The organism is Geodermatophilus sp. URMC 60 (assembly GCF_053502585.1).
The window spans coordinates 3259431-3285263 of sequence record NZ_CP199958.1; the positions used below are offsets into that span (position 1 = coordinate 3259431).

Consider the following 25833-nt stretch of genomic DNA (forward strand, 5'->3'; position numbering starts at 1 on the left):
GGTGGACCTGGTCACGCTGTGGTTCTGGCTCATCGCGCTGGCCTTCACCCTGTACTTCTTCCTGGAGGGCTTCGACTTCGGCGTCGACATCCTGCGGCCGACGCTGGCGCGCACCGAGGCGGAGGAGCGGGCCCTCACCGGCACCATCGGGCCGTTCTGGGACGGCAACGAGGTCTGGGTGATCGCCGCCGCCGGGCTGATGTTCTCCACCTTCCCGGTCTGGTACGGCGCGGTCTTCAGCGGCATGTACCCGCTGTTCGTGCTGATCCTGCTCGCCCTGCTGCTGCGCGGCGTCTCCTTCGAGTACCGCAACCAGGTCGACAGCGAGCGGTGGCGCTCGTTCTGGGACTGGATGTCCTTCGGCGGCAGCGTCGTCCCGTCGTTCCTGTGGGGCGTGATCATGGCCAAGATCATCGAGGGGCTGCCGGTCGGGCGTGAGGGCCGCGTGGAGGGCGGCTTCGCCGAGATGTTCACCCCGTTCTCGATCGTCGGGGGACTGGCGACCCTGCTGCTGTTCACGCTGCACGGCGCGAACTTCCTGCTGCTGCGCCTGCACCGGGACACCGTCCTGTACGTGCGGGCCCGCACGGCGGCGCTGCGGTGGGGGGCGCTGGCGACGGTGGCGATCGTGGCGTTCGTCGTCATGGGTTACGTCACCGAGGACCTGTTCGAGGACTTCGGCGTGCTGCCGTGGGTGTTCCCGGTCGCGGCCTTCCTGACGCTGGCCAGCATCTGGCTGGCGCTGTCGCGCCGCCGGGACACCCTGGCGTTCACCATGAGCGGCCTGACCATCCTGTTCGCCACCGTCACGGTGTTCATCGCCCTGTACACCCGTGGCGAGGTGCTGCCCTCGACGCTCGACCCGGACTTCGGCCTCACGCTGGAGGAGACGGCCAGCCAGCACTACACGCTGGTGCTGATGACGTGGGTCGGCGGGATCTTCCTGCCGCTGATCATCGGCTACCAGATCTGGAACTACTACGTCTTCCGGGAGCGCGTCCGCCCTGACGAGGGCGCCCTCACCCACGGCTACTGATGGCCCACCGCTCCTGATGGCCCACGGTCCCGCTGCACGCCTGCTGACCCTGCCCGGTCCGCGGCGGCTGGTGCTGGTGTGCGGGGTGCTCGGGCTGCTCACCTGGGGGCTGCTGGTCGTGCAGTGGGCGCTGGTCGCGGCCTTCGTGGCGGCGGTCGTCGAGGACGGCGGGACACCGGGCGCACTGGCCGGTCCCCTGGCCGGGGTCCTGGCCGCCTGGGGCGCCCGCGCCGCCGTGGCCGGCGTGCGCGACCGGGCGGCGGCACGGGCCTCCGCGCGGGTCCGGCGGACGCTGCGGGCGACGCTGCTGCGCAAGCTCCTCGTCCTCGGCCCCGGCACCGTGGCGGGCGAGCGGGCGGGGGAGCTGGTCACCACCGTCACCGAAGGCGTCGGCAGGCTCGACGGCGTCGTCGGGCGGCTGCTCCCCGGTGCCGTGACAGCGGCTGTCGTCCCCCCGCTGGTGGCTGCGACGGTGCTGGTGCTCGACCCCGCCGCCGGCGCCCTCCTGGTGCTGACCGGCCCGCTGGTGCTGCTGTTCCTGTGGCTGACCGGCACCCTGGCCGCCCGTGCGTCCCGCGCCCAGTGGGAGACGCTGGCCCAGCTCGGCGCCGCGCTGGTCGACACGCTGCGGGTGCTGCCCACGCTCGTCGCCTACGGCCGGGCGCGGAGCAGCGCCCGCTGGCTCACCGACGTCAGCGAGGCCCACCGGCGGAGCACCATGCGGCTGCTGCGGACGGCGTTCCTCAACGGCTTCGTGCTCGAGTTCGGCGCGGTGCTGTGCACGGCCCTGGTCGCGGTGACCGTCGGCGTGCGGTTGTTCGAGGGCGACCTGACCCTGCAGCGCGCGCTGCTCGTGCTGCTCCTGACGCCGGAGTTCTTCGCGCCGCTGCGCGCACTGGGGGCCGACCGGCACGCCAGCCTCGAGGGGGCGCCGGCCGCGGAGCGGGTGTTCGCGCTGCTGGACGCCCCCGAACCGCACCGCGGCACCCGACCGGCGCCGGCGGGGGTCCCGCACGTCGAGCTGTGCGGGGTCACCCTGCGGTACGGCGAGCGGGTCGCCCTCGACGGCGTCGATCTCGACCTGCCGCCGCTGTCGCGGACCGCGCTGGTCGGGCCGAGCGGCGCGGGCAAGAGCAGCCTCGCCCGGCTGCTGCTCGGCTTCGCCGTCCCCGACGAGGGCAGCGTGCTGGTGGACGGCGTCCCCCTGGCCGAACTCGATCCCGACAGCTGGCGGGCCCGGGTCGCCTACGTGCCGGAGCGCCCGTGGCTGCTGCCGGGCAGCGTCGCGGACAACGTGCGGCTCGGGCGACCCGGCGCCAGCGACGCCGACGTGGAGGAGGCGCTGGCCCGGGCGGGGTTGCTCGACGTCGTCCGCCGGCTCCCGCAGGCCGGGGCGACACCGCTGGGCGAGGACGCCGCCCGGCTCTCGGGCGGGGAGCGGCTGCGCCTGGCGCTGGCCCGGGCGTTCGTCGCGGACGCCGCGCTGCTCGTGCTCGACGAGCCCACCGGCCAGCTCGACGAGACCACCGAGGCGGCGGTGCTCGCCGCCCTCGACGACCTCTCGGCCGGGCGCACCGTCGTCACCGTCACCCACCGGACCGCACCGCTGGCGCTGCACGACCGGGTCGTGGTGATCGAGGACGGCGCGGTCCGCGGGGCGGCAGTGCCGCGGTGAGGGAGGTCCTCGCGTCGGCCGGGAGCCCGCGGACGGCGCTCGCCGTCGTCCTGGGGGCGCTCACCGTGCTGTCCGGCGCCGCGCTGCTGGCGACGTCCGGGGCGCTGATCACCGGAGCGGCGCAGCGGCCCTCGACGCTGCTGGTCCTCATGCCGCTCATCACCGGCGTGCGCCTGTTCGGCGTCGCCCGGGCCGCGCTGCGCTACGCCGAGCGGCTGGTCACCCACGACGTCACCCTCCGGGTGGTCGCGCGGGTGCGCGGCCGGCTGCTCGAGCGGCTGACCCCCCTCGCGCCGGCCGCGCTCACCGGCGCCCGGGGCGGCGAGCTGCTGTCGCGGGTGCGCACCGACGTCGACGAGCTGCAGGGCGTCGTCGCCCGCCTCGTGGTGCCCGCGGGGGTCGCCGTGCTCGCCGGCGCGACGGCGGTGGGTCTGACCGCGCTGGTGTCGCCGGCCACCGCCGCCGTCCTGGCCGGGCTGCTGCTCGTCCTCGGCGTCGCGGTGCCCGCCGCCGCGGCCCGCGCGGGGCGGCGGGCGGCGGTGGCCGCGGCGCTGGCGGATGCCGCCGTCGCGGCCGACACGCTCGACCTGGTGCGCGGCCTGGCCGACCACCTGAGCGGCGACGGCGGTGCCACGGCCCTGCGCGCGCTGGACGACTCCCTCCTCCGGCAGGAGGAGGCCGAGCGGGCCGCGGCGCGGCTCACCGCGGTGACCACGGTCTGCCGGGAGGGCGTGCCCGGCCTGGGGCTCGTGGCGGCGCTCTGGCTGGTCGGGGCGGACGTCGCCGCGGGGACGACCGGCCCGCTGCTCCTCGCGGCCTGCGCCCTCGGCGTGCTCGGGGCCTTCGAGGCCGTCGGCGGGCTGGGCGGAGCGTGGAGCGCGGCGGGCGGGATGCGGGCCGCCGCCGAGCGGGTGCGGGCCCTGGGCGAGCTGCGTCCCGCGGTGACCGACCCGGATGCGCCGCGGCCGTTGCCTGCCGGGTCCGCGCTGTGCCTCGAGGGCGTCACCCTGCGGTACCCCGGCGCGGGGGAGGCCGCGGTGGCGGGCCTCGACCTCGCCGTGCCGGACGGCGCCAAGGTGGCGCTGACCGGGCGCAGCGGCGCGGGCAAGAGCAGCGTCCTCGGCCTGGCCCTGCGCGTGCGGGACCCCGACGCCGGGCGGGTCACCCTGGGCGGCACCGACCTGCGCGACCTGGCCCTCGACGGCGTCCGGTCCCGCGTGGCCTGGTCGGCCCAGTCGCCCCAGGTGCTCGGCGGCACCCTGGCCGGCAACCTCCGTCTCGGCCGCCACGATGCTCCCGACGGGGAGCTGGCCGCCGTCCTGGCCGACGTCGGGCTGGACGGCCTCCTCGCCGACCCCGGCCTGCACGGCTGGGTCGGGGAGGCGGGGGAGCGCCTGTCGGCCGGCGAGCGCGCCCGCGTCTCGCTCGCCCGGGCACTGCTCAGCCGGGTCGACGTGCTGCTGCTCGACGAGCCGACCGCCCACCTCGACGCCGCGCTGGCGGCCCGCGTCCTGGACCTGCTCGCCCGCGACGCCCGCGCGGTGCTGCTGGTCACGCACGACGCCGCCGCGCTGGACGCCCGGTGGCGGGTGGTCGACCTCGACGGCCCGCACCGATGAGTCCGGCGCTCGCGGCCGGTCTCACGGTCATGAGCGCACCGCAGACGCACACCCTGGAGACGCAGGGCGCCGTCCTCACCTACGACGTCCGCCCCGGGAGCGGCGACCAGCCGCCGCTGCTGCTCATCGGCTCGCCGATGGCGGCTTCCGGGTTCGCCTCGCTGGCCGACTGCTTCCCCGATCGCACGGTCGTCACGTACGACCCGCGCGGGGCCGAGCGCAGCCGGCGCACCGACGGTGCGGCGGAGTCCACGCCCGAGGAGCACGCCGACGACCTGTCCCGGCTGATCCAGGCACTGGACGCCGGGCCGGTCGACGTGTTCGCCAGCAGCGGGGGAGCGGTCAACGCGCTGGTGCTCGTCGCCCGACACCCCGAGCAGGTGCGCACGCTCGTCGCGCACGAGCCGCCCGCGGTGCAATTGCTGCCCGACCGCGAGCCCGCGCTGGCCGCCAACCAGCGCGTGCACGAGACGTACGTGCGCGCCGGGTACGGCGCCGGGATGGCGGAGTTCATCCGGCTGGTCATGCACACGGGGCCGGTGACCGACGACTACCTCCGGCAGCCGGGGCCGGACCCCGCGACGTTCGGCCTGCCGACCGGGGACGACGGCTCGCGGGACGACGTGCTGCTCGCCCAGAACCTGCTGACCTGCACGTCGTACGAGCACGACGTCGAGGCGCTGCGGCGGGCCTCGACCCGGATCGTGGTGGCGGTCGGCGTCGGCTCGGCGGGGGAGCTCGCGCACCGCGGCGGGAAGGCGCTGGCGGAGCGGCTCGGGACGGCGGTGGTCGAGTTCCCCGGCGACCACGGCAGCTTCCTCGACGCCGGCTACGGCCCGCCTTCGGACGTCGACGCGGTGGCTGACCGGCTGCGCGGGGTGCTGGCCGGCGACCGGGATCCGGTGAGCGCGGGCAGCTGACCACCGGTCGGGGCGCGATCCCGCGTGCGGTAACCTGCTACACGCAAGCGTCCGGGCGGTGTGAGCCGCCCGGCGCTCGGGCTGTAGCGCAGCTTGGTAGCGCACTTGACTGGGGGTCAAGGGGTCGCAGGTTCAAATCCTGTCAGCCCGACAGCGGGAAACCGCAGCTCAGGGGCCGTGTCCGGAGAGATCCGGAACGGCCCCTGACCGCTTCCGGAGGGCGCCTGACCACCATTGTGACCACCGTTAGGTCACCCTCACTCGCCGAAGGCAGCGCCCAGGATGTCCATCGCGCCGCGCGCGACGTCGGGCGCGACGTGTCCGTAGACGTCGCCGGCGATGGCGATCGACGAGTGGCCGAGGATCTCCGAGACGACCTTGAGCGGGACGCCGGAAATGAGCATCACGCTGGCCGCCGAGTGCCGGAGGGTGTGCAGCCCGGCGTGCGGGAGCCCGGCCTTTTCGGCGGCGACCTTGAGTGCTCGCAGGGCGTTGCGTGGGTCGCAGGGCTCGCCGGTCACGGTGGTGAACACGAACCCGGTCTCCTGCCAGACCGAGCCGGCCCGGCGCCGCTCGTCGTCCTGGGTGGCCCGGACGTCCCGGAGCAGTCGCTCGGCCGGTGCGGAGAGCGGGACGAAGCGCTTGGACCTCGCCGTCTTCGGCTCGGTGACCACCAGGCGTCTCTGGACGCGGGCGAGCGTGCCTCGCACACGTAGGAGGCCCTTCTCCAGGTCGACGTCCGCCCACCTAAGTGCCAGTGCCTCACCGCGGCGCAGGCCGGTGTGCACGAGCAACGCGAAGAGCGGCGCGTATCGGGTGCCCTCAGCCGCACGCAGGAGGTCGGCGACCTGGGCAGTGGTCAGGTGGGCGGCCTCCCTGCTGGTCACTTTCGGCCGCCGGATGACCGCCGCCGGGTTGGACGCCAGCGCACCGTCGCGGACGGCGGTGTCCAGCACAGCGCGGAGGATCGTGTACGCCGAGCGGACGGTCGACTCGGCCAGGCCCTTGCCGCGCAGCTCCACCACCCAGCCCTCGACGTGGGACGGCCGGACCCTGTCCAGGGTCAGGCGCCCGATGGGGCTGGGAAGGATGTGCGTCCGAGCGACGCCGGCGTACATGACCTTGGTCGTCTGCTTGCGCTCGGAGGCCTGCAGCGTGGTGTCGATCCAGTGCTGAGCGAAGGCCGCGACCGTCTGTCTGCGGTCCCGGGCGGGCTGCCCGTCCGCCACCCTCCGCCGGATCGCGGCCGCCTTGTCACGCGCCTCCTGGGGGGTGTCGCCGTAGACGGTGTGACGGGTGGCCACTCCGAGGTCGTCGGTGACCCGGACGTTGATCTGCCAGCGCCCGTCCGGTCGGCGTCGCGGCGTGGATCCCTCCCTGTTGCCGCGACGCTTCGCCGAGGACCCGCTCCGCGGCGTCCGTGGACTCACCACCGGCCCCTCTCGCCGTCACCAGGCGACGAGTGTCTGCGGTCGGGCCGACGTGGGCCGTCGTGGATCCACAGGTCAGGGCCGTTCCGGCCGACTGTGGACAACGTCGAAGAGCCTGTCCTGATCCGTGCTGGTTCTTCTGCGTCGAGAGCGCGTCCGGGCCGGCTGAGGCGGTGGGGGAGCCTGCAGGTGCTGCACGTAGCGCTCGAGCTCGGCGCGGGAAATGCGGCAGCTGCGGCCGATGTGCACTGAGCGCAGGTCGCCTGCCTTCATGAGGGCGTAGATCGTGGTGCGGCCAACGCGGAGAGCCTCGGCGGCCTCCTCGGGTGTGAGCAGCAGCGGGTCGCTGGACACGGGCTCCCGAGGTCGATGAGTGTCGCCCATGTGTCGCCCTCCTCGTCGGCCGGCCTCGTGCGCCGGCGTTCGGCGCGGCAGCCCACCTGGAGAAGGCGCCATTTCCGGCCGATTGGTGACACTTCATGGCGGAGTTCCTGTTTTTCTCCGGTTCTCCTGCAGTCCAGGGCCTCGATCACCGAGGGGCGGCGTCCTTCGAGTCCCTCGTCCTCCGGTGGGCTCTGGTGTGTCTCCGGTCTTCCTCCGGTACGTCGAGGGACTCGGGCGGTGACATGTGAGCGTGCGGACCTCGTCGAGCCGGACCCTCCATGCTTGCGCTGCGACCGGTGACCGCCCGATCACCCGGGGCGACATCCGGGCGCACCCGCCAGGTAGGCACGCCGGCCTCCTGGTGCTGCGCCCGTCTGACTGTAATCAGTCGGCGCGGACCGTGGCCGCTGCGCTCGCGGAGGTAGTCGCCGGTCACAACCTGACCACGCTCGCCGGCACGGTCACCGTCGCGCAGCGCGGCCTGCTGCGTATCCGCCGTCTCCAATAGCGGCAGACCTGCGTCCGTTGCGGGGCCACGCGGACGGGGTGCGGCGTCCACCAGCCCAGTGGAGTCGTGAACCGGTGGGGAACTTCGGACACGTCCTCGGTCAGGGCGTCCTGACACTCCTCGGCAAGTCGCCTCCGCGGCAGTGCGACCTGAAACCTGCCACGGGCCTCCGCAGCGCCGCCTCGTCGACCGTCGGCTGCGTAGTCGATCCTCGCCCGCAGCCCCGGTTCCGCTACCCAATTGGGCAAGATCACGAGCTGACACACCTCATGCACCCAGGACTGCGCAATCCGTTGTGACGAGTAGCTGACGACGGAGGGGACAGAGAGGTGCGGTCAGCTGCCGGACGGCATGCCGCGCGGGCGTCAGCGGGGCGCGTTACCGCTCGCGCCGGGATCGGTGCGCTTCCTGGCGGGGCGTGCTGCTCGGCCAGAGTGCCGGCCGTCCAGCAGGGCCGGGAGTCGCGTCGTCAGCGACGGCCAGTGGCGCCGATCGGGGTGACGTCGGACCGGTCGGGTCGTACCGCCGCCCTCATCTACGTCACCCCGTTGGCTTCCCGCTCCACAACTCCTGTCCCGACGTCACCGTCGACGCCCATGCCCTACAGGAGCAGTACGGCAGTTCCGGCTCCGGGCACTCACGGGAGGTCGGGCGCGCCGCTCCAGCGGGCCCGCCGCCGGTAAGACTGCAGGACCGGGTTCAGTGCCCGGCCGAGGGCGGGCAGATCTCGGTCGTAGACGCAGCCGTCGTCCAGTGGACCGGCGAGCTCACTGAGCAACCTCGGCCAGTCCCGGCGGGTCGGCTCGAGGGGGACGCGGACTTCGACCCGCCGCTCGACCACCTGCACCGCCGCCCTGCCGGAGGTCGCGGCGCGGCTCTGTTCCCAGGCTCGATGGCGGCAGGTGGCCGAGCACCACTTCGGGATAGGGCCGCGGCTGCGCGGGGTGATCGGTCCGCCGCACCATCCGCAGTTCGTCGCAGCGGTGCGTCGTTCCGGCCCGTCCGCCGCGGGGGCGGCCCGGTCCGAATGGGGGTGTTCTACCGGGGCGTGCTGCCGTTGCTCGCGGCGTTGCTGCTCGCGTGCCCGCCGTCGGGCCCGGTACTCAGGGGTGCCGGTAGTTCCCATGTCCTCAGTCTGCTGGCGATCCTCCTGTAACCCGTCACCACGAGTTCCCCAGCCCGGCGTGCAAGACGTGTGAGGCACATGATCTTGGTCTATCTCCAGTAGCGACCAGGAGCAGGATGTCCCAGTGGAGCAGAGCGCCAGGATCGACGTCGAGGCCCTGGTCCAGTGGGTCTGGGAGGTGCTGCGCGAGGTCGAGCGGTGGCCGAAGTGGGCGTCGACGGTGACCTCGGTGCGGCGCCTGGACGGCGGGCCGCTCGCCGTTGGGTCCCGGGTCCGGGTGGAGCAGCCCCGGCTCCCGCCGACCGAGTACGTGGTGACCGAGCTCGAGCCGGGCCGCTCGTTCACTTGGGTGGCCACCGGCCTAGGCGTCCGCACCACCGCTCGGCACGTACTCGAGGAACTCGGCTCCGGCGGCACGCGGGTGACGCTGGCGGTGGAGCAGGCCGGGCCCGTGGGCGTGGTGATGGGACGGTTCTACCGCCGCCTCACTGATCGTTACCTGAGCGCCGAGGCCGAGGGGATCAAGGCCAGGAGCGAAGGACGGGTGTGACGTCCGGCCGTGCGCGAGTCGCCACGGCCATGCGACCCGTCAGGTCAGGGGGACCTCGATGCCGGCCTCGCGGAGCGGCCCGATGTGGGCGTCGGGCGCATCCCGACCGTGGCACGCTGACCTGCATAGGTCGAGCGCGGGCGGTGATAAATCCACGGCATGTGACTGCGGGAGCTGCGCTGATCGCCGTCCCTGGAGGCATGAGGTGTGCAGGCTCGCGATCTTGATCGCTACACGTGATGATGAGAACCTTTCCAGTGTCCGGCGACGCCGCCTTACATTGGTGCGGGCGAGCCCGTTGAGGTGTGTGGCGCGGGGTCCTCGGGGCCACTTGATTGCTGCTGCGAGCGCGTGGGTCTGTATCCCTGGCAGAGGACCCTCCGGACGTCCATCGGTCACGGAGCGAGGGGAGGGACCAACTTCAGATGGTGCAAGTGCAGCGCCAGCTCCTTCCTTCGGGCCGGCGCCGGGTTCGCGCGCGCTCTTAGCCGCTTGGCGGTATCAGCCTGTCCGCGCCGCCGCTGTCACTCTGCGCTTTTCAGGCACTGAGCAGGGCGTTTCTTCTGGGCTGGCGTCCGGGGCGCTGACGCGCCGGTGTAGGTCACCTGTTCACGGGTCTGTAAAGGCTCGCGATCTTGAATCGCTGGTCCTGGGGATGAGAATGCTCCGGTCGTCCGGCGACGTCGGAGCACATTGGTGCGGGCGAGCCCGTTGAGGTGTATGGCGCGGGGTCCTCGGGTGCCCCTGATTGCTGCTGCGAGCGCGTGGGTCTGTGTCCTGGCAGAGGGGCCCGGACGCGCAGCCCCGGGGCTAGGAGACCCGGTACGCCGGTACTCCAGGAGGAAACGCCTGAGCTCCCCCGTGCCGAGCCGAGCAGGTCGAGGTCCGCCAGATTCGCGAGGACTGGGGCCTCCGTGTCCTGCGTCGGTTCCTGCCGGCTGTCGGGAGTGGTCACGGGCACGTCGCTCCTCCAGGTTCCGGCGTGTATCGCCGTTAGACGCACCGATCGTGGTCGGATCGATGGGCGGACGACTCGTCCCTGGGGACCGACTCCCTGTGCTGCGACCGCAGTACGTCTTGACCGTGAGTGGTCGAAGCTCGATCGCGACTGAATCAACCATCGTGTGGAGCACCGGCACGGGCAGTCACAACCCGTCACCGGGATCGTGCGAGGACCACGCGCGTCGAGCCTCTGACCCGGCCTGCCGATCCGACAGCTGCCGCGAGCGCGTGGGTGTGGCTCCTGGCGGAGGGCGCTCCACACGACGTACGCGCCGACGAGCGCGTCGAGGCGCTCTACCGCACCTCGCCGAACGTGCCGTACCTGGTGGCCGGCGACCTGGTCTCGCCGGCGGTCTGGGCCGCGCGCTGCACGTGCGCGGTGGCCGCCTGCGGAAGCGTCCCGCGGGCAGGCCGACGGGACGTACTGCGAGCGCAGTACGCGCAATGGGTTCGGCGGGACGACGACCTGAGTGGCCTGGGATCGCAGGCTTGCCGCAGTTGTCGATCTCGGAGTCCTGGAGGACCTGTCATGTCTGCTCTTGCTCGATGGTGTGCGCGACGGCGGTTCGTCGTCCTCGCGTTGTGGTTGCTGGCGCTGGTCGGCCTGGGCGGGGCGGTGGGTGGTCTCGGTACGGCGTTCACCGAGTCGACGAACGTGCCCAGCAGTGAGTCGAGCACCGCCTACGGCCTGCTGGCACAGGCGGGTGCGAACCCCGATGACGGCGACACGACTGCGGGCAACGTGGTCTGGCAGACCGACGGCGGCGATGTCACCGACTCGGCCGTGGCCGCGCAGGTTCAGGAGGTCCTTGCCCAGATCGCAGACGTGCCGGGTGTGGAGTCGGTGGTCAGCCCCTACGACGCGGCCGGCGCCGCCCAGATCAGCAGCGGCGGTGATATCGCCTACGCGTCGCTGACGCTGACCAAGGACGCCGACGTCGAGCAGATCACCCGTCTGGTCGACTCCCTGGACAGTGCGTCGCTGGAGGCGCTGACCGGCGGTGCGGCGTTCGAGCCGGTGATCAGCGCCGGCGGCGCGGCCGAGGGCGCCGGTGTGCTGGCCGCATTGGTGATCCTGCTACTGGTGTTCCGGTCGCTGTGGGCAGCGCTGCTGCCGATCATCACCGGCATAGTCGGGGTCGGCGTCTCCGCGCTGGTGGTGCTGGTGGGCTCCAACGTGGTCGACCTGCCCGCCAACACCCTGACTATGGGGGCCCTGATCGGTCTGGGCGTGGGCATCGACTACGCGCTGTTCATCGTCAACCGGCACCGCAAGGCGCTGCTGTCCGGCGTGCCGCTGCGGGAGTCCATCGCCCAGGCGGTCAACACCTCCGGGCGGGCCGTCCTGTTCGCCGGCGCCACTGTCGTGATCGCCCTGCTGGGACTGACCATCCTCAACATCGGCATCCTCACCGGCATGGCGCTGGGTGCCGCGGTCACCGTGCTGCTCACCGTCGCCGCCGCTCTCACCCTGCTGCCCGCACTGCTGGCCATGCTGGGCACCAAGGTGCTGTCCCGCCGCCACCGCCGCGCGGTGGCCGCTGGGCAGGTGGTCGCCGAGTCGACCGGCGGGCTGTGGAGCCGCTGGGCGATCGCCGTGCAGCGCCGTCCCGTCGTCCTCGGGGCCATCGCGGCCGGCCTGGTCGTCCTGCTGGCCGCGCCGGTGGCCAGCATGCGCTTGGGTTCGGCCGATGACAGCAGCGACCCCACCGATTCGGTGACCTACCAGTACCACCAGGTCATGGCCGACGGCTTCGAAGAGGGCTACGCCGCCCAGCTGCTGCTGGTCGCCGAGACCCCCGATGACGCCTCCCGCGCCGCGTTCACCGATCTGGCCGGGGAGCTGTCCTCGGTCGAGGACGTCACCGCGGTCAGCGCCGCGCCGCTGGCCGCCGGCCAGGACATCGGCGTCATCACCGTGACCCCGTCCTCGACCGCCCAGGCCGAGGAAACCGCCGATCTGGTCAACAGCCTGCGCGAGGACATCGTGCCCGCCGCGGAATCGGGCACCGACCTGCAGGTCTACGTCGGTGGCAGCACCGCCAGCGGCCTCGACTTCTCCGAGGCGCTGACCGACAAGCTGCCGATCTTCCTGGGAATCATCGCCATCCTGGGCTTCGTGCTGCTGGCCATCGCCTTCCGCAGCGTGCTCGTCCCGCTGGTCGGCGCCATCACCAACCTGCTGTCCATCGCCGCCGGCCTGGGCGTGATCACCGCGATCTTCCAGTTCGGCTGGGCCTCGGAGCTGTTCGGCGTGGGCTCGGGCGCACCGATCGAGGGCTTCGTCGCAGTCATCATCGTCGGCATCGTCTTCGGACTGTCGATGGACTACCAGGTGTTCCTGGTCAGCCGGATGCACGAGGAATGGACCCACACCCGCGACAACCGCCGCGCCGTGCGGGTCGGCTTGTCCGAGACCGGCCGGGTCATCGCCACCGCCGCGGCCATCATGGCCTGCGTCTTCGCCGCCTTCGGGTTCACCGGGGAGCGGATCATCGCCGAGCTTGGCGTGGCCATGGGCGCCGCCGTCCTCGTCGATGCCTTCCTGGTCCGGATGGTGCTGGTGCCCGCGGTCATGCACCGCCTCGGCGCCCGCAATTGGTGGTACCCGCGCTGGGCCGAGCGGATCACCCCGCGGGTGTCGATCGAGGGCGAGCCTGCCCCCGCCACCCTGGAGCCCGCGGTCGGCGACCTCGAGCCGGCCGCCCGGCGCTGACGCGGTACAGCTCGAATCCGCCGGCCCGGTCGCACCACGACCGGGCCGGCGGCCCGCCCACTCGCCGACGACGTACCGGATCGGAGTGCCATGTCCGCAGAGCCGACCGCCCAGGAGGGTGGACGGGGGTCAACAAGTGCCCGCCTGCTCCCCGCCGATGGCCTGGCCCGCGACCTGGCCATGGCACACGCCAAGACCCGGGCCGCCGAGTACCTGATCATCCGCGACCCGTCCGCCGCCGGTCGGGCGCTGCGCGACCTCACCCGCCACACCCGCGCCGCGCTGGACGCCCTCACCGGCACACGGCCGCAGGAGGCCGCGCACACGGAGGCGCCGAGCTGCCCGAACTGCTGACCGGCTTCCGGGCCGGAGAGGGCACGCTGCGGATCTCCGTCGCCGAATCCGAACAGCCGCTGGCCCCAGCCGTGGGGTCGGGGCTGCGGGAGCTCGCGCGCGAGATGTCGGAAACGGTGGCCGCGCACCTGCCCGGTGCGGACCTGTCGTTGTCGCTCACATGGTCGCCCGACCACCTGGACGTGCTGGTCGTGAGTGGCCTCGGGCCGGGACAGCCCCCAGGACTCGCCGCCGTCCCGGCGCACCTCTTCGCCCGTACCCGTCCGCTCGGGGCGGCCCTGGCAGGGACGCTGCGTGTGACAGCACCGTCCGCGGGCGGCCTCGTGGCCGCCGTCCGGCTGCCCCTCGGCCGGACACCGGCCGAGAGTGACCACCCGTCGGCGGCTGGAGCGGTCACCTCATCAGGGCGCGGACGGCCGGATGCGAGGATCGCGACGTGACCGGGTCACCCGCCCAGCAGCCGGAGATGCCGCGGCCGCCGTTCTGGATGCGCCGTCCGCGGTTGCTGGAGATCAGCACGCCCGTCGTGATCGGCGGTGCGCTCGCCGCCGGGGCCGGCACGCTGCCGTTTACCGAGCACCCGGGCGGTGGCCTCGTCGCGCTGCTGGTCAGCGCGGCCGGTGTCGTCCTGGGCTACCGCGTTCCCCTGGCCGGACTCGCGCTGCTGGCCGCGGCTCCACTCGTCGCGAACGCCTTCGGCGCGGATCCGATCGTGCAGTGGCAGGTGTCGATGTTCGGGGCGTTCCTGCTGGCCCTGCGCGGACTGTCCGGGCTGCTCACCGGCGTGGTCGTGGGCGTGGCGGACTTCCTGGCCCTGGGGCTCGCCGGCGCGGGCTTTGGGCTCGACAACCCGATCGCCTACGTCGCCGCTGCCACCGCCGTCACCGCCGCAGCGACGGGGAGCGCCATCCGGGGTCAGGTGCAGTACTGGTCGGCGCTCCAGGAGCGCACGCACGAGGCGATCGCCGGACGGGACGCGGCGGTGCAGCGCAGCGTCGTCGAGGAGCGGCTGCGCATCGCCCGGGACCTGCACGACACCCTGGGCCACGAGATCGCCGTGGTGAGCATGCACCTGGGTGCTGCGGAGGTGCAGCTCCCCGACGGCGCCGGCGCCGCCCGGGGCCACCTGGAGGCGGCGCGGGGCAGTGTGAGGTCGATGCTGGCCGAGACGCAGGAGATCCTGGCCGTGTTGCGCACCGACCGGGACGAGGAGACGACAGGTCCGGTGGCGAGCCACCACGACATCCCGGACCTGGTCGACAAGGTCCGGGCTGCGGGTCTGGAGGTGGACGCCGTGGTCGGTGACCTGTCCCGCGAGCTGCCTTCACAGGTGAGCGCGGCCGCCTACCGGATCACCCAGGAGGCGCTCACCAACGCCCAGCGGTACAGCCGCGGACAGGTGTCGTTGACCGTTGAGGTCTCCGGCCCGACCGTCACCGTCGAGACGGCGAACGACGCCGACCCGCCGGCCGCGGACCCGGACCCGGACCGGACGGGGCATGGCCTCATCGGGATGCGGGAGCGGGCGGCGGCCGCAGGCGGGCGCCTCGAGGTGAGCCGCGACTCGGGCCACTTCCGGGTCCGCGCCGAGCTGCCCGCCGAGGGAGCACTGCGGTGATCCGGGTGATGCTCGTGGACGACCAGGAGATGATCCGGGCCGGGTTGCGCTCGATCATCGGCGCCCATCCGGAGCTGGAGGTCGTGGCCGAGGCCGCCGACGGCCTGGCCGTGCTGCAGGACCTGGAGACCGTAGAGGTCGACGTCATCCTCATGGACATCCGGATGCCGGGCATCGACGGCGTCGAGGCCACCCGCCGGATCCGGCTGACCCGGCCTCCGGAACACCTGCGAATCCTGGTGCTGACCACCTTCGACCAGGACGAGAACGTGCTGCAGGCGCTGCGCGCCGGCGCCGATGGCTTTCTGAGCAAGGGCGCCGGCCCGACCGAGCTGACCGGCGCGATCCTGCAGGTGGCCTCGGGTAACCGTGCCCTCTCGCCCGGAGCGGTCAGCGCGGTCGTCGACCACGTCGTCGCCCAGCGGGCCGTCACCGCCGACCCGGCCCTGGCCGCCCGCTTCACCGCGCTCACCCCGCGCGAGCGCGAGGTCGTCGGCGCCATCGTCTCAGGCCTGGACAACGCTCAGATCGCCGAGCAGTTCTTCCTCTCCCCGTTCACCGTCAAGACCCACGCCAACCGGGCGATGACCAAGGTCGGGGCCCGTGACCGCGCCCAGCTGGTCGCGCTCGCCGTCCGCGCGGGCATCGCGCCGCAGTAGGCGCTCACCTACTGCGGTCGCAGTAGGCGCAGTGGGTCCGCCGGGACGACGACCTCCGCCCCGTCGGCGCCGAGGATCGACGTGTGCAGAAGACGACCTCCCGACTGCTGGACCGGCTCCGCCGCGACGACACACGGGCGCAGTTCGCTCGGTTCGTGCTCGTGGGCGGCGTCGCTAACGTCCTCTACGCGGTGCTGTTCGTCCTGCTCGCCGGCCTCGGCAGCCAGCCGGCCAACCTCGCCGGGGCGCTCGCCTCCTCCGCGCTGGCCAACGAGCTGCACCGGCGGCTCACCTTCCACGCCGGCGGTCGGGTGACCTGGATGCGCGCGCAGTGGGAGGGCGGCGGTCTTGCCCTCGCCGGGATGGCGGCCACGTCGGTGGCGCTGGCGCGGGTTGACGCGCTGGCGCCGGGCAGTGGCGCGACGGCAGACCTGGCCGTGGTCGCCGTCGTCACCGGGGCGGTCGGCCTGGTCCGCTTCGCCGCACTGCGCTGGGCCTTCGGCGCCACGACCGGTGCAGTCAGGACCGTCGCCGCGTGAGCGGTCCGCGTCCGGAGTCAGGGCAGCGGCAGGAGCGACAACGCCCGGGTGACCGCGGGCCGCACCTGGGCCCGGTCGGCGGTGGTCACCACCACGCCGAAGGCCATTCGCCAGGCCAGCAGGACGTCGTCCGTCTCGAGTCCCGCGTCCGCCAGACCGGCTCGCTGAGCGCGCGGCAAGGTTGCCTCGACCAGCTCCGCCAGCCGTGCGTGCCCGCGGTATTCCGGGAAGTTCTCCCGAGCGTCGATCACCATCTCCACGAAGGCCGACGTCTCGATGGTCAGCTCGACGAGCCGGGACCACAGTCGACCGAACGCGCCCGAGTCCGGGTCGGCCGCGAGGGTCTCCAGCACGGCGAAGTTGTCCTCGAAGACGGCAAGAGCCACCTACTGCAAGGCGCGGGTCAACCGGCGGGTGGTTTCGCAGGCGGTGGTCATCGTCACCGGGGTGGCCGCCGACGGGCACCGGGAGGTGCTCGGGTTCGCCGTTGGCGATTCGGAGGACGGCGCCTTCTGGACGGCGTTCCTGCGTTCGCTGAAGGCCCGCGGGCTGGCCGGCACCCAGTTGGTCATCTCCGATGCCCACACCGGCCTGAAGGCCGCGATCGGCGCGGTGCTGCTCGGCGCCAGTTGGCAGCGGTGCCGGGTGCACTTCATGCGCAACGTGCTCGCCCGGGTGCCGAAGGGCAACGCCGAGATGGTCGCCGTCATCCGGACGATCTTCGCCCAGCCCGACGCCGAACACGTGCGCGCCCAGCTCGACGTCATCGCCGGCATGCTCGGCCGCCAGTTCCCGCAGGTCGAAGCGATGCTGCGGGACGCCACCGACGATCTGCTGGCCTCCACCGGCTTCCCGGTCGGGCACTGGAAGAAGATCTGGTCGACCAATCCGCTGGAGCGGCTGAACAAGGAGATCAAGCGCCGCACCGACGTCGTGATCGTCTTCCCCAACCCCGAGGCGTTGCTGCGGCTGGCCGGTGCCGTGTTGGTCGAAGCGCACGACGAATGGCAGGTCTGCGACCGCCGCTACCTCTCCGAAGGCTCCATGGCCCTGCTCAACCGACCCGACGAGGAGGTGGCGCAGCCGGCCCTGATCGCGTCATAGTCCAACCAGCAGAACCTCCCCACGGCCGCGAGCTACACCACCGAGCGGGACGTCACCCATCGCAGCGATGGAGTCGACCTCGATCTACTGGAAGGGCGCGTTCTACTGCCTGGAGGAGTTCACGGAGAGTGGCTTCGCGGGCAGCGCGGCCGTGAGCGCGCCAGCCGCCGCCGTCGGGGATGCGGGCCAGCTTCTTGACGTCCATGTGCACCAGCTCTCCGGGCCGGGACCGCTCGTAGCGGACTGCGGTGGTCTTCGAGGCCCGGATGACCTGGCCGGTCATCGGGTCCAGCGCGGCCAGCCGTGGCAGCCCCCGGCGGGCCAGGACGCGGGAGACGGTGCGGGCCGGCACGCCGAGCGCGGCGCCGATCCAGGCCGGGCTCCGGCGCTGCTGGCTGCGGAGCTCGACGATGCGGTCCTCCACCTCGACCGGAGTGCGCCGCGGGCTGGTGTGGGGGCGGCTGGACCGGTCGGCCAACCCGGCCTCTCCCTCGGCTTGGAAGCGGGTGATCCAGGTCCGCACACACTTGCGGGAGATCCCCATCGCCGCGGCGATGTGCGCCGGACGCCAACCGGCCCGGTGCCGGGCAACGATCAACAGCCGGCCATGCACGGTCGTGCGGGCATTAGCGTGGGACACGAGAACCTCCGAGCAGGGACTGGGCCTTCGACAAGCCACACCCCACTCGGAGGTTCCCCTTCGCTCAAGCCAGACCCGACGTCACCAACGTCCTGGCCAGGTACACCTAGATGTTCGAGCCGTCCGCTGGGACACCGGGCGGCAGCTGAGGTGCTCCACCGGCCTCGAAGGCCTGATCGCAGTCCAGCCCGAGCGTGTAGGTGGTCATCGACAGCGATCCGTAGGCGCAGCCGTCCACCAGGATCGCTGCCTCTTCTTCCCCGGCTGCGCCGGCCAGGCCTGCCAGGTACAGGGCAGGGATGAAGTGGTCGGGCGTCGGCACGGCGTTGCCGTAGTCGCCGTGAGCGTCCAGCGTCGCGAACTCGGTCGGCGCGGTGAGCATCCGCTCCTTGGCGTCCTCGTCGAAGCGCTGGGCCCAGTCGAAGCCCTCGTCCTTGAGGTTGCTGTCGGCTCCGCCCAGGTTGTGGACCACGTTGCCGCTGCCCATGATCAACACCCCACGCTCACGCAACGGCGCGAGCTTCACCCCGAGGTCGAGGTGGTACTGCAGGGGCTTGTCGGCGTTGATGCTCAACTGCACGACGGGGATGGACGCGTCAGGGAAGGCGTGCACCAGCACCGACCAGGTGCCGTGGTCGATGCCCCAGCTGTCCACGTCCGCGCCCAGCCAGGTCGGCTCGACGATGTCGGCGACCTCCTCGTGTAGCTCCGGCAGGCCGGGAGCGGGGTACTCGACGTCGAACAGGTCCTGGGGGAACCCGTAGAAGTCGTGGATCGTCCGAGGCCGCGCCATCGTGGTGATGGCGGTCGCGTTTATGTACCAGTGCGCGCTGACCACGAGGATGGCCCGGGGCCGCGGCACTGCTCGACCGAACGCCCGCCACGCCGAGGTGTACCGGTTCACCTCCAACGCGTTCATCGGACTGCCGTGCCCGAAGAACGCCGCGGGCATCAGCCTTGGTGCATGGGCGTCGTCCAGGCTCACGATGACTCCCTCGTCGCAGGTGCCGGACTCGGACCGTACGAACCGTGACCTGCTCCGGCAACATGTGCGGCGCCGTCCCGCGCGTCCCGCTCATCCGCTCACCGCGCTGACGACAGCGGGTATCTCGGCAGCAGCGCGGACCCGGGGGGAGTCCGTCGGAGCCTCGGCGACGGCCCCGATCGACTCCAGGACGAGATTCGGCTGAGCAGAGCGTTCGCGGTGCACGGCGTGAGGACCCGCTCCGGGGAGGGGCTGCCACCGTGTGTTCTGCGGGGGCAGCATGGCCCCGGACGACGAGAGGGCGGGTGTCAGCGCAACGCCGTGGAATCTCGCCCGGAGCGACCTGGATGTCGGCGGGGGGCCGGCGACAGTGGTCCGACCGCGGCGGCGCCGGGTCGGGCAGCGGGCACTCGGCGGGGCCGCGCTCGCGGTCGTCGCCGTGCTGACGACGTCGTGCGGAGGCTCGGACGGCACGGCGGCGTCCGTGTCGTCCGCGGCCGGCACCCGTTCGGCGGCCGCGTCGTGGCCGGGGCCGGCTGCCGGGTCAGGAGCCGGAGTCGGCGGTCCGTCGACCACCGCCCGCAGCACCGCTGCGTCACGTCGGCGCGCCAGGGGAGCTGGGCGGGCAGTGGGCCCGTCGTCGACTCCCTGGAAGATCCCGCTTCAACGGGGAACGTCTCGTGAAACCCACGTCGTGACGGTCATGGGTCCGAGCGGCCGCGGTCCGTCGTCGGTCGACGCGCCAGTCGAGGGCGCTGCGGAGGAGGGCGACTGCGGCCCAGGACACTGAGACCGCGAGACCAGCGATCAGCGCCGTGGAGAAGTTCCGGTCGGAGGCACCGAGGACGACGTAGAAGAGTCCCGGCAGGACGGCGGACCCGATGGCCGTGCCGAAGCGCTGGGCGCTCTGCAGGGCCCCTCTCGCAACCCCTGCCATCCCGACCTGCACGTTCCCCAGCGTCATCGTCATGTTCGGCGAGATGACTAAACCGCTGCCGATGCCGGCGACGAGCAGAGTGGGCCCGGCCGCCCAGCCCGCCTGCTCGGATGGCGCCAGCCCGAGGACCACCGCCGTGGCGCTCAGGCCGAGGATGAACGTGCACAGCCCCAGGACGGTGAGCCCTCGGCCGAACCGCTCGACCTGGCGGCCGGCGGCCACTGCCGCCGATGCCGAGCCGAGTGCGAGGGGCATGACGGACAGGCCCGACTGCAGCGGGGTGTAGCCGAGACCGATTGAAGAAGACAGCGAACAGCACCCAGATCCCGCCGAAGCCGACGAAGTACGCCGTCCCCACTGCTGCTCCGGCCGCGAAGCCACGAACCTCGGTGACCAGCCGGGGGTCGAACACCGGTTGGGCACCCCTACCGACGACCCGGCGCTCCCAGGCGACGAAGGTGGCGAGCACGGCCGCGGCAATGGGGAAGAGCCACCACAGCCTGGCCAGGCCGCCGGACTCCGCCTGTACGAGCGGGAACAGCAGTGCGAGCGCGCCCGCTCCCAGCAGCAGCGCGCCGATGCCGTCCAGGTACCCGCGGTTCCCGGACCCTCCCTTCGGCGGAAGATGCGCCACCACGCCTCCTGCAGGTTCAGCCAGCAGACACCCTTGGGGATGAACACCTGCTCCAGGCGCGGATGCCCGGCCAGCCACGCGCGGGTGGCCAGGCTGTGATGACTGGATAGGGGACACGGACATCTGTCCTCGCACGTCGCAGCCACCCGCCCTGACCACCATGTGGCGCCGTCCAGGTCGTCCGGCGGTTGCACCTTCTTCGTCGCGTGCGGGGCTCGGTTGCGGACCGAGGTCCGGCTGCTCCGCGCGCATGGCGTGCAGCAGCCACTTCTCGCCGGGGCCTACGGCAGGGGAGCCTGCGTACGACAGTTCCGCTGACGTGGTCGACCACCCGGGACCAGGGAGGAGCCGCCCAGGTCATCCGGCGAATCGCCTCTGACGGGGCCACTTGCCCGTCTGACCGCACATGCAGGCAGGCCCGAGAGGACAGGAGCGTGGTCAGGGACGATGCGACGAGTCGAGTGGACGGAGAGCCGCCTGATGAGCGCAGCCGGACCGACCAGGGCCGCTCCCCCAGCTGGGTACAGCAGTGACATCCCGTTGGGATCCGTGCGCACTCCGCTGGCGTCACTGTGAGACCGGTTCGGAAAGCAGCGCGGCAGGTCCGTGCGCCGGTCCTCCACGGCCGGCTTGGGCCGTCGACTCCATGGTGGCTGGTCTCGGCCTTGCTGGCGGCCACAGGTAGGCGCCGGGGCCGCCGAGCGGCGATGCGCGGCGTGGCCTCGGTGGTCGCCACGGACGCGTTGCTCCGGCGGTCCGGCTCGGACGCCGAGCGCCGGCCACGCCGGTTCGGCATGGCACTGCTCTCGCATACCCGGACCGTCGCCGGTCCCCCGTCCCGGCATGCTGCCGCGGCTGCCGCCTTCGTGGTCGGGGTCGGGATGACCGAGCCGGTGCTCGGGCTGCCGATGACCGGCCTCGCGGTGACCCTCCTGCGGCGCCGGCTGCGTGCCAGCGACGTGGGCGAGGTTGTCGCGGGTGGCGCACTGGGCGGCGCGGTCGCCATGACCGGCAGCCGACTCTTCCCCTCCCGGACACCCAGCCCCGTCCGCACGGTCCGGCCTCGCCCGGCGCCGCAGCCGCCCCGTCCGGAGGGCGCTGGTGTCGTCATCGTCGTGAACCCACGTTCCGGCAGCGGCCGTGGCGGCCGGCTGGGCGAGGCCGTGCGCAGTGCGCTGCCTGCTGCAGACATCGTGACGCTGCAGCCGGATGCCGACGTGCCCAGCGCGTTCCGTGAGGCCGCTCGACGCGCCGAGGTGCTCGGTGTCTGCGGCGGGGACGGCACCGTGGGCGCCGCGGCGCAGGTCGCCATCGAGGCGGCCCTGCCCCTTCTGGTGCTTCCCGGCGGCACGTTCAACCACTTCGCCGCCGATCTCGGGATCGACCGGATGGCCGACGCGCTGGCAGCGCTGCGCCGCGGCACGGCGGTCCGGATTGACGTCGGCCTGGCTGGTGAGCGGCTGTTCCTCAACACGTCCAGCCTGGGCAGCTACCCCGCGTTCGTTGCCATCCGGGAACGCTGGGAGGGTCGGGTCGGCAAGCCCGCGGCCGCGGTCATCGCACTGTGGTTCGCCGTTCGGCAGCAACGACCGCTGCGGCTGGTGGTCGACGGGCACGAGCACGACGTGGCCATGATGTTCATTGGCAACGGCCGGTACCAGCCGCAGGGGTTCGCGCCCAGCTGGCGTCCCCGACTCGACGACGGGCGGCTGGACCTGCGCATGGTCACCGTGGCCGGCCGCGCGCCGCTGCTGCGGCTGGCCCTGTCCATCCTCACCGGCCGACTCGGCCGCAGCCGCCTCTACATCGAGGACGACCCGGTCGATGTACACATCACCCGACCGGATGGCCCGGGCCTGCTGGCCAGCGACGGCGAGATCACCCTCGGCCCTGCCGAGATGGACTACAAGAAGCTGGCCCGTAGCCTGATCGTCTACCAGTTGTCGGTCGGCGCACTCTTCGAGCGCTGAGCCGCCCGCCGCGTCCACGCGCGCCATCGCGCCACCTCCCGACGTCCCATCCAGCCGGTTGCCGAGCGCCCCGCAGCCGTGAACCCCTGCTCACCGGTGGTGCGCCGGAACTGCACACTGACGGCCGGCACGCGGGGGCCCAGACGCTGACTCGGGTGGGTGACCGGGTGGGCTGCCTGGTGGGCGCGGGGCAGCGCTGCTGACCGTGTTCCCGCGCTCGGACGAGCCGGGCACGCTCCTCAGTCAGGCGGGGCGTGCGGTGCAGTGTCGATGAGCGCGACCGAACGAGTGCGGTGGAACTCCTCGCGGAGCACGCTGTCGTCGGCTCGCCTCCTCGTGACGCGGTCCCTCGTCAACGCGGTTCCTCGTCGACACAGCCCCTCATCGACATGGCCCGAGGGCAGATGGGCGTAGCACCGACCTGCAGTTGCTTGACGTAGCAAGTAATTCCCTTGTACATTCACTTGCACAATCAAGTCACCGCTCGAGGAGTAACTTCGATGGACGTCGTCCGCAGGAGCCGATCGCTCGTGGACCGGCTGCGCAGCGACGAGGGGCCGGCCCAGTTCACCCGGTTCGTCGTCGTCGGCGGCCTCTCCAGCGCGGTGTACGCGCTCCTCTTCCTGGCCCTGACCGGGTTCGGCGACCAGCTGGCCATGGTCGCAGGATCGGTCGCCTCCTCCGTGCTGGCCAACGAGTTGCACCGCCGGCTGACCTTCCACGCCGGCGAGCGGGTGACTTGGCAGGCTGCGCAGGCGGAGGGCGGCGCGCTCGTCGTCGCCGGGATGGTCCTGACCGGCCTCGCGCTGTACGGGTGGGACGCCGTGGCCGGTCCGGGCAGTGCGCTCACCGACCTGGCGGTCATCGCCACCGTCACCGCAGCGATCGGGCTCGTCCGGTTCGCCGCACTGCGCTGGCTGTTCCGGCCGTCCGCCCCGGCCCTGGCCCTGGCCTGAGCCCGCCGCCACTCCTGACGCACCGCCACTCCTGACCCACCGCCGGACGCGATCCCGATGTCCGGGTCCGCCCATCCCTGTTCGAGGAGCACGCCATGACCAGCAGCCCCGCCGTCACCACGCCCAGCGCCCCAGAGTCGACCGCACCCTCCGGGCCTCAGCACCCGCTCGCCGCTGCGATCGGGGTGGCCGCGGTCGGCTCCGCGGTCGTCAACTCCGTGATCGCCGCCATCGCCCGCGGTCCGCTCGACGCCTCGCCGGAGTTCCAGCCGCTCACCGCGCCGGTCTTCCTGATGTGGACGGTCGTCGGCACCGTGGTCGGGGCGCTGGGGTGGCGGCTCATCACGCGGCGCAGTGCCCGCCCGGCGCGGCTGCTGCGCTGGCTGGTCCCCGCGGTGGTCGTGGTGTCCCTCGTCCCGGACCTCGTGCTGCTCGCCGCCGACTCCATGCCGGGCACCAGCGTTCCCGCCGTGCTCGCCCTGATGGCCATGCACGTCGCCACCGCAGCGGTCGCCGTCCCCACCTACCGGCGGTTCCTGCCCGCCACCGACTGATCTCCCGCGGCGGCCGGGTGGGCCCGGCAGGCCTGCCCGCAGCCGCAGTAGACCCCGAAGCAGTCAGCGCTCGATCATGCTCGTGGGCGGTCGTCGACCGCACCGCCGGATCGGTGGCCGAGAGGTCTGCGCCTTCACGTGAGAAGAGGTGCCGTGGAAGCGGTCGAGGAGCCGCGGTGGCTGGCCGCGGAGGAGCAGCAGACCTGGCTGGCCGTCGTCGCGATGGTCACCTGGCTGCCCGACGCGATCGACGCCCAGCTGCAGCACGACGCGGGCATCGGCCACTTCGAGTACCAGGTGATGGCGATGCTGTCCATGTCCCCGCAGCGCACCCGGCGGATGAAGGAAGTCGCCGCCCTGGCCAACGGCTCACTGACCCGGCTGTCCCGGACCGTCGACCGGCTGGACAAGCACGGCTGGGTCACCCGCCGACCCGACCCCGAGGACGGCCGCTCCACCCTGGCCGTGCTCACCGACGCCGGCTGGGACAAGCTGGTCGCCAACGCCCCCGGCCACGTCGCCGAGGTCCGCCGCTTGGTCCTCGACCCGCTGACCAGGGCACAGGTGCGTCAGCTGGACGAGATCGCCACCCGAATCCGGCAGGTCGCCCAGCCCGGCGGCTGTCGCCCCACCCTGCCGGTACCGGGCACTCCCTGACCCGGCCGGGCTCGACGAGCGACTGGCGTGGGGGATGCTCCCCGACAGGTGCCGGGCGGCGAGTTGCCGGTGCTGGCCCGACCCGGGGGTCGTCCTCACACCGCAACGGACGGCCTGGATGTCTTTGTTCTCTCGCCTCGGCGCGAGGGTCGACGAGCTCGCCCTCGAGGTGGCGGCGAGGGACGCCCGTCCGGGCGGTCGCACGACGCGGCGACGGTGGCGGGCGATCAGCCGTCCGTCCGCCACCGAGCGCCAGCGTCCCAGGACGTCTGTGCGCCGGCCGCTCAGGCGAGGTTCTCGGTCAGGTGGACCCGCATGAGCTCCGCGAGCTCTCTCACGGCGGGCTCGTCCTGCTTCTTCGAGCTCTGCGGGAAGCCGTGGTCGACACCGCTGGCGCAGTGGTACGTCACGGGCACGCCCTTGGCGCGGGTCTTGTCGACGAAGCGCTCGTCCTGCGGACGTACCGAGTCCTGCTCCGCAGTGACCACCAGCAGCGGAGGGAGTGCGGCGATCCCCTCGTCGTTCCGCAACGGGGAGGCCAGGGGCTCCGCGCGGCGCGAGGCGTCGGCGAAGTAGTAGTTCCGCACCATGCGGACCAGGCGCGGGCTCACGAACGGGGTGTGGGCCTTGCCGGCAGACGGCGGGAGCGGCGAGGTGTACTGCTCGGGCGGGACGGTCTGGTCGACGGCGGGCACGATGAGGACGCCCGCGCGAAGCGCTGGGTCACCACTGCGCCGGGCCAGCTCGAGTGCGCCGAGGGCGAGGTTGCCGCCGGCGCTGACACCGCTGATCGAGACCCGTTCGCCGTCCCAGCCCATGGCGGTCCCGGAGCTCTGCACCCACCGGAGGACGTCGTAGCACTCCTCGTGGGCCTGCGGGTAGCGCGCCTCGGGCCAGGTGGAGTAGTCGACGTTGACCACCGTGGCGCCGACCTCGCCGGCGATGCCGCGGACCAGGTGGTCGTCCTGTCGCGGCGCCCCGACCAGGAAGGCGCCGCCGTGGAGGTGGACGTGCGCCGGCGGGACCGTGCCGCCGGCGGCGAGGGGGGCGTCCGCGGCCGCCCGGGTGACGAAGCACCGCACGTCACCGTGCCGGGTCGGCACCATGACGGTCTCCGGCGCGGCGACGTCGCGACTCGTCAGAGAGATGGAGGGGGCCCTGACCAGCCGGGTGGCGACCGTGGAGAGGAAGCGAGCCTGGAGTGCGTCGGTGACCTTGGTCAGGGGAGAGCTCATGGCGACGTGCCTCTCGGTCGGGTGT

20 protein-coding genes, 1 tRNA gene and 2 pseudogenes are annotated in these 25833 nt (G+C 72.7%); 16 read left to right on the top strand and 7 right to left on the bottom strand.

What is annotated here, in order from left to right; genetic code table 11:
• Position 1 precedes the first annotated feature (1 nt).
• From cydB to ACWIX3_RS15490, 5 genes are all read left to right on the top strand, one after another.
• Positions 2-1036 (top strand): cytochrome d ubiquinol oxidase subunit II, encoded by a 1035-nt coding sequence (gene cydB, locus ACWIX3_RS15470; protein ID WP_448608238.1) that lies wholly within the window; start codon positions 2-4, stop codon positions 1034-1036.
• A 16-nt stretch (positions 1037-1052) separates the two neighbouring features.
• The gene (cydD, locus tag ACWIX3_RS15475) at positions 1053-2711 is read left to right on the top strand and encodes a thiol reductant ABC exporter subunit CydD (protein ID WP_448608239.1); all 1659 of its coding nucleotides are present in this window, start codon (positions 1053-1055) and stop codon (positions 2709-2711) included.
• Entirely contained in the window at positions 2708-4330 is a 1623-nt protein-coding gene (gene cydC, locus ACWIX3_RS15480) for a thiol reductant ABC exporter subunit CydC (protein WP_448608240.1), read from the top strand. The genes cydD and cydC overlap by 4 nt, the downstream gene beginning before the upstream one ends.
• A gap of 29 nt (positions 4331-4359) precedes the next feature.
• Positions 4360-5250, top strand: a complete 891-nt coding sequence (locus tag ACWIX3_RS15485) for an alpha/beta fold hydrolase (RefSeq protein ID WP_448608241.1) — start codon at positions 4360-4362, stop codon at positions 5248-5250.
• A 77-nt stretch (positions 5251-5327) separates the two neighbouring features.
• Positions 5328-5401: transfer RNA gene (locus ACWIX3_RS15490), tRNA-Pro, on the top strand.
• A 106-nt stretch (positions 5402-5507) separates the two neighbouring features.
• Here the strand turns inward: ACWIX3_RS15490 and ACWIX3_RS15495 are convergent.
• On the bottom strand, positions 5508-6554 hold the full coding sequence (locus tag ACWIX3_RS15495; RefSeq protein WP_448608242.1) for a tyrosine-type recombinase/integrase: 1047 nt from the start codon (positions 6552-6554) through the stop codon (positions 5508-5510).
• Positions 6555-6755: 201 nt separating this feature from the next.
• Complete coding sequence (locus ACWIX3_RS15500; RefSeq protein ID WP_448608243.1) at positions 6756-7136, bottom strand: helix-turn-helix domain-containing protein; 381 nt, start codon at positions 7134-7136, stop codon at positions 6756-6758.
• A 1686-nt stretch (positions 7137-8822) separates the two neighbouring features.
• Here ACWIX3_RS15500 and ACWIX3_RS15505 point away from each other — a divergent pair.
• From ACWIX3_RS15505 to ACWIX3_RS15530, 6 genes are all read left to right on the top strand, one after another.
• Complete coding sequence (locus ACWIX3_RS15505; RefSeq protein ID WP_448608244.1) at positions 8823-9248, top strand: SRPBCC family protein; 426 nt, start codon at positions 8823-8825, stop codon at positions 9246-9248.
• 1531 nt (positions 9249-10779) lie between these two features.
• A complete protein-coding gene (locus ACWIX3_RS15510) occupies positions 10780-12966 on the top strand; it encodes an MMPL family transporter (RefSeq protein ID WP_448608245.1) in 2187 nt (728 codons plus the stop codon).
• 90 nt (positions 12967-13056) lie between these two features.
• Positions 13057-13320 (top strand): hypothetical protein, encoded by a 264-nt coding sequence (locus ACWIX3_RS15515; RefSeq protein WP_448608246.1) that lies wholly within the window; start codon positions 13057-13059, stop codon positions 13318-13320.
• Between the two features lie 436 nt (positions 13321-13756).
• The gene (locus tag ACWIX3_RS15520) at positions 13757-14938 is read left to right on the top strand and encodes a sensor histidine kinase (RefSeq protein WP_448608247.1); all 1182 of its coding nucleotides are present in this window, start codon (positions 13757-13759) and stop codon (positions 14936-14938) included.
• On the top strand, positions 14935-15597 hold the full coding sequence (locus tag ACWIX3_RS15525) for a response regulator (protein ID WP_448608248.1): 663 nt from the start codon (positions 14935-14937) through the stop codon (positions 15595-15597). The genes ACWIX3_RS15520 and ACWIX3_RS15525 overlap by 4 nt, the downstream gene beginning before the upstream one ends.
• Positions 15598-15680: 83 nt before the next feature.
• Positions 15681-16136 carry a GtrA family protein gene (locus tag ACWIX3_RS15530; protein WP_448608249.1) on the top strand — a complete coding sequence of 152 codons (456 nt, stop codon included), beginning with the start codon at positions 15681-15683 and terminating at the stop codon, positions 16134-16136.
• A 17-nt stretch (positions 16137-16153) separates the two neighbouring features.
• Here ACWIX3_RS15530 and ACWIX3_RS15535 read toward each other — a convergent pair whose 3' ends face one another.
• A complete protein-coding gene (locus tag ACWIX3_RS15535) occupies positions 16154-16522 on the bottom strand; it encodes a hypothetical protein (protein ID WP_448608250.1) in 369 nt (122 codons plus the stop codon).
• Here ACWIX3_RS15535 and ACWIX3_RS15540 point away from each other — a divergent pair.
• Positions 16518-17240: pseudogene (locus tag ACWIX3_RS15540) on the top strand (IS256 family transposase); the annotation flags it as partial. The gene ACWIX3_RS15535 and the pseudogene ACWIX3_RS15540 overlap by 5 nt on opposite strands.
• 145 nt (positions 17241-17385) lie before the next feature.
• Here ACWIX3_RS15540 and ACWIX3_RS15545 read toward each other — a convergent pair.
• The 3 genes and pseudogenes from ACWIX3_RS15545 to ACWIX3_RS15555 all read right to left on the bottom strand — a co-directional run.
• Positions 17386-17880 (bottom strand): annotated as a pseudogene (locus tag ACWIX3_RS15545) (helix-turn-helix domain-containing protein); the annotation flags it as partial.
• A gap of 106 nt (positions 17881-17986) precedes the next feature.
• Positions 17987-18865 carry a 4,5-DOPA-extradiol-dioxygenase gene (ygiD, locus tag ACWIX3_RS15550; protein ID WP_448608251.1) on the bottom strand — a complete coding sequence of 293 codons (879 nt, stop codon included), beginning with the start codon at positions 18863-18865 and terminating at the stop codon, positions 17987-17989.
• Between the two features lie 595 nt (positions 18866-19460).
• The gene (locus tag ACWIX3_RS15555; RefSeq protein WP_448608252.1) at positions 19461-20057 is read right to left on the bottom strand and encodes a hypothetical protein; all 597 of its coding nucleotides are present in this window, start codon (positions 20055-20057) and stop codon (positions 19461-19463) included.
• A 1086-nt stretch (positions 20058-21143) separates the two neighbouring features.
• Between ACWIX3_RS15555 and ACWIX3_RS15560 the strand changes: the two genes are divergently transcribed.
• The 4 genes from ACWIX3_RS15560 to ACWIX3_RS15575 all read left to right on the top strand — a co-directional run bounded on the left by ACWIX3_RS15560 (position 21144) and on the right by ACWIX3_RS15575 (position 24573).
• Positions 21144-22406, top strand: a complete 1263-nt coding sequence (locus ACWIX3_RS15560; RefSeq protein WP_448608253.1) for a diacylglycerol/lipid kinase family protein — start codon at positions 21144-21146, stop codon at positions 22404-22406.
• A gap of 500 nt (positions 22407-22906) precedes the next feature.
• Positions 22907-23362, top strand: a complete 456-nt coding sequence (locus tag ACWIX3_RS15565; protein ID WP_448608254.1) for a GtrA family protein — start codon at positions 22907-22909, stop codon at positions 23360-23362.
• Positions 23363-23457: 95 nt separating this feature from the next.
• Positions 23458-23916, top strand: a complete 459-nt coding sequence (locus tag ACWIX3_RS15570; protein WP_448608255.1) for a DUF6069 family protein — start codon at positions 23458-23460, stop codon at positions 23914-23916.
• 153 nt (positions 23917-24069) lie between these two features.
• Positions 24070-24573 carry a MarR family winged helix-turn-helix transcriptional regulator gene (locus ACWIX3_RS15575; protein ID WP_448608256.1) on the top strand — a complete coding sequence of 168 codons (504 nt, stop codon included), beginning with the start codon at positions 24070-24072 and terminating at the stop codon, positions 24571-24573.
• Between the two features lie 284 nt (positions 24574-24857).
• On the opposite strand, the gene ACWIX3_RS15580 is transcribed toward ACWIX3_RS15575, so the two are convergent.
• Entirely contained in the window at positions 24858-25808 is a 951-nt protein-coding gene (locus tag ACWIX3_RS15580) for an alpha/beta hydrolase (RefSeq protein WP_448608257.1), read from the bottom strand.
• Between the last annotated feature and the right edge of the window lie 25 nt (positions 25809-25833).

Bases quoted from the DNA above. Each gene is read 5' to 3' on its own strand.
- cydD (WP_448608239.1), top strand. From the start codon at position 1,053: ATGGCCCACGGTCCCGCTGCACGCCTGCTGACCCTGCCCGGTCCGCGG.
- ACWIX3_RS15485 (WP_448608241.1), top strand. From the start codon at position 4,360: ATGAGCGCACCGCAGACGCACACCCTGGAGACGCAGGGCGCCGTCCTC.
- ACWIX3_RS15500 (WP_448608243.1), bottom strand. From the start codon at position 7,136: ATGGCGCCTTCTCCAGGTGGGCTGCCGCGCCGAACGCCGGCGCACGAG.
- ACWIX3_RS15510 (WP_448608245.1), top strand. From the start codon at position 10,780: ATGTCTGCTCTTGCTCGATGGTGTGCGCGACGGCGGTTCGTCGTCCTC.
- ACWIX3_RS15515 (WP_448608246.1), top strand. From the start codon at position 13,057: ATGTCCGCAGAGCCGACCGCCCAGGAGGGTGGACGGGGGTCAACAAGT.
- ACWIX3_RS15555 (WP_448608252.1), bottom strand. From the start codon at position 20,057: ATGCCCCTCGCACTCGGCTCGGCATCGGCGGCAGTGGCCGCCGGCCGC.
- ACWIX3_RS15560 (WP_448608253.1), top strand. From the start codon at position 21,144: ATGCGCGGCGTGGCCTCGGTGGTCGCCACGGACGCGTTGCTCCGGCGG.
- ACWIX3_RS15565 (WP_448608254.1), top strand. From the start codon at position 22,907: ATGGACGTCGTCCGCAGGAGCCGATCGCTCGTGGACCGGCTGCGCAGC.
- ACWIX3_RS15570 (WP_448608255.1), top strand. From the start codon at position 23,458: ATGACCAGCAGCCCCGCCGTCACCACGCCCAGCGCCCCAGAGTCGACC.
- ACWIX3_RS15580 (WP_448608257.1), bottom strand. From the start codon at position 25,808: ATGAGCTCTCCCCTGACCAAGGTCACCGACGCACTCCAGGCTCGCTTC.